At 66.4% G+C, this 3,452-nt stretch carries 2 protein-coding genes and 1 pseudogene; all 3 read left to right on the plus strand.

What is annotated here, in order from left to right:
• A partial coding sequence (locus AC2VOP_RS16705; RefSeq protein ID WP_486962010.1) for a wax ester/triacylglycerol synthase domain-containing protein occupies nt 1-1,070 on the plus strand: 1,070 nt, incomplete at its 5' end.
• Nucleotides 1,067-2,674 carry an HAD-IB family hydrolase gene (locus AC2VOP_RS16710; protein ID WP_486962011.1) on the plus strand — a complete coding sequence of 536 codons (1,608 nt, stop codon included), beginning with the start codon at nt 1,067-1,069 and terminating at the stop codon, nt 2,672-2,674. The genes AC2VOP_RS16705 and AC2VOP_RS16710, both read left to right, overlap by 4 nt.
• Nucleotides 2,671-3,452, plus strand: a pseudogene (locus AC2VOP_RS16715) (glycerol-3-phosphate 1-O-acyltransferase); the annotation flags it as partial. The gene AC2VOP_RS16710 and the pseudogene AC2VOP_RS16715, both read left to right, overlap by 4 nt.

Raw genomic sequence — 3,452 nt, forward strand, 5'->3', positions numbered from 1 at the left:
TGCCCGACGGGGGGGCGGCCACGCTTTTGCACATCAGCCATGCCGTTACCGATGGGGTCGGCGGCGCCGAGATGTTCGCCCAGATCTACGACCTGGAGCGGGACCCGCCCGCGAAGCCCGCACCGCCGCAACCGGTGCCGCAGGATCTGTCGCCCAACGACTTGATGCGCGACGGCATCAACCACTTGCCCGGCGCGGTGATCGGCGGTGCCCGGAACGTGTTGACTGGGGCGCTATCTGCGGTGGAACGTACGGTTCGCGACCCGTTTTCGACGGTGACGGGTGTCTTTGGCTATGTGCGCTCCGGTGTGCGGGTGGTCAGCCAGGCCGCTGAGCCGTCGCCGTTGTTGCGGCGCCGCAGTCTGACCAGCCGCACCGAGGCACTCGACATCCGGCTAGCGGACCTGCACCGGGCCGCCAAGAACGGCGGTGGATCTATCAACGACGCCTACCTGGCCGCACTCTCCGGCGCCCTGGGCCGCTACCACCGGGCGCTCGGTGTGCCGATCGCTACCTTGCCGATGGCGGTCCCGGTGAACCTGCGCGCCGACGCCGACCCCGCCGGCGGTAATCGGTTCACCGGAGTGAACCTGGCGGCACCGGTCGGGGTGGCCGACCCGGTAGAGCGCATGAGACGCATTCGCTCCCAGATGACACAGCGTCGCGAAGAGCCGGCGATGGATCTGATGGGTTCCGTCGCGCCATTGCTGAGTGTCTTGCCGGCACCGGTGCTGGAGAGAATCACCGGTTCGGTGATCGGCGCCGACGTCCAAGCCAGCAACGTCGCGTTCTATCCAGGTGACACCTACATCGCCGGCGCGAAAGTACTGCGGCAGTACGGCCTTGGCCCGTTGCCCGCGGTCGCAATGATGGTGGTGCTGATCTCGCGGGGCGGAGAGTGCACCATCACCGTGCGCTACGACCGTGCAGCTGTGCGCGACGAAAGGTTGTTCGCCGAATGCCTGGTTCAGGGGTTCGACGAGATCCTCGCACTGGCTGGCGAACCGGCACCGCACTGCGTACCGGCATCCTTCGACTACCCTCGGCCCACCTCGGCGGCGAGCTCATGAACGATCCGAATTCAACCGAGGTGTCGGCCCGCCACATGCGGCTGCCCGGCTCGGTCGCCGAGATCGTCGCCAGCCCACCAGGACCCAAGATCGGCGCGTTCTTCGACCTGGACGGCACCCTGGTCGCCGGCTTCACCGGGGTCATCCTCACCCAGGAGCGGTTCCGCCGCCGCGACATGGGGCTGGGCGAGTTGATCGGCATGGTTCAAGCCGGGCTTAACCATCAACTCGGTCGTATCGAATTCGAAGAGCTCATCACCAAGGCGTCTTCGGCACTGCGTGGGCGATTCCTCAGTGACGTCGAGGAGATCGGCGAGCGGCTGTTCGTCCAGAAGATCGCTGCCCGCATCTATCCGGAGATGCGCGAGTTGGTGCGTGCGCATCTGGCTCGCGGGCATACGGTGGTGCTCAGTTCGTCGGCGTTGACGATCCAGGTCGATCCGGTGGCCCGCTTCCTGGGCATCACCAACACGCTCACCAATGTATTCGAAACCGACGAGAACGGTGTGCTCACCGGCAATGTGGTGCACCCCATCCTCTGGGGGCCGGGCAAAGCCGCAGCGGTGCAGAAGTTCGCCGCCGAGCACGATATTGACCTGGGGGACAGCTACTTCTACGCCGACGGCGACGAGGACGTAGCGTTGATGTATCTGGTCGGCAACCCGAGACCGACGAACCCCGAAGGCAAGATGGCCACCGTCGCGCGGCGCCGCGGCTGGCCGATCCTGCGATTCACCAGCCGAGGCAGTGGCGGCATCGTCGGGCAGTTGCGAACCCTGATCGGCATCGGTTCGATCATCCCCGTCGGTGCCGGTGCGCTGGGTTGGGGTCTGTTGACCCGCAACCGACGCCGCGGCCTGAACTTCTTCACCAGTGTCTATCCGCAGGTCTTGCTGGCCGTCAACGGCGTCCGACTGAATGTGATCGGTAGCGAGAATCTGACCGCAGCTCGGCCGGCGGTGTTCATCTTCAACCACCGCAACCAAGTTGACCCCGTCATCGCTGGTGCCCTGGTGCGCGACAACTGGGTTGCCGTCGGCAAACGGGAACTGGAAAAAGACCCGATCACCGGTCCGATAGGCAAGCTGGCGGAGACCGTGTTCATCGACCGGGACGACTCCGCTGCCGCGGTGGAGTCGCTGCATCAAGTCGAGGACCGTGCCCGGAAGGGCTTGTCGGTGGTGATCGCCCCAGAAGGTACCCGGGTGGACACCACCGGGGTCGGGCCGTTCAAGAAGGGTCCGTTCCGCATCGCCATGGCGGCCGAAATCCCCATCGTCCCGATCGTGATCCGCAATGCGGAGGTCGTCGCCGCCCGGGATTCGATCGGCATCAATCCGGGCACCGTCGACGTCGCGGTCTTTCCACCAATCTCGGTTGCCGAGTGGACCGTTGACACGTTGGCCGACCGGATTGCCGAGGTGCGCCAGCTTTACCTGGACACCCTGGGCGACTGGCCGGTCGACGAGCTGCCGACAGTCGATCTGGGTGCCCAGTCGAAGAAGCCGGCACAGAACCGGTCAACCTCGCCGTCTCCCAAGAAGGCCGGGAAGAAGGCCGGGCAAAAGGCATCGAAGCAGGCCCCGACGAAGGCACCGCGGTGACGGCGCCGGCCACTGACACGTCGACGTTCACCACGACCGCCGACACGTTAGTGCTGGCCTTGGTGTCGTCGCCGGTCGAGACCGAGCTGCTCAAGGATTGGCTGGAAAAACAGCGCGCCACCCACCCGGAGGCCACGATCGAGGTGTTGGCGCTCCCGCCCCAGGACGCGCCCCCGGCAGCGCTGGCGCAGCTCGTCGAAGAGCTGGAGCGGGACGACAAGCGGTCGATTATGCCGGTGCGGGTCTTCTGGCTGCCGCGTGCCGGCGCGTCGGCGCTGTCGCGGATGGCCGCGCTGCTTCCGGGACGAAATCCTTACCAGCCCAGCGAACGCCAGCAGCGGCGCATCGTGCGCACCGAACCGTCGCTGGCCCGGGTGGTCGCCGGTGAATCGGCGACAGTGTCCGAGCTGCGCCGGCAGTGGCGGGAAAACACGGTGGGGGAGAACCCCCGGGACTTCGCCCATTTCGTCACCCGCCGGGCGGTGCTGGCGTTGGAGCGCGTCGAATACCGAATCCTCGGACCGCAATACAAGTCGCCGCGGCTGGTGAAGCCGGAGATACTGGCGTCGGCACGATTTCGTGCCGGGCTGGCCAAGATCCCGGGTGCGACGCTCGAGGAAGCCGGCAAGATGCTCGATGAACTCGCTACCGGGTGGAGCCGGGCCTCCGTCGACCTGGTATCGGTGCTCGGCAGGCTGCTCAGCCGCGGTTTCGATCCCGACATCGACTACGACGAGTATCAGGTTGCCGCGATGCGCACCGCGCTGGCGACCCACCC

The organism is Mycobacterium sp. TH-M106 (assembly GCF_057473765.1).

What these genes read in the sequence shown, in the direction of transcription:
- AC2VOP_RS16710 (WP_486962011.1), top strand. Translation starts at nt 1,067, where the DNA reads ATGAACGATCCGAATTCAACCGAGGTGTCGGCCCGCCACATGCGGCTG.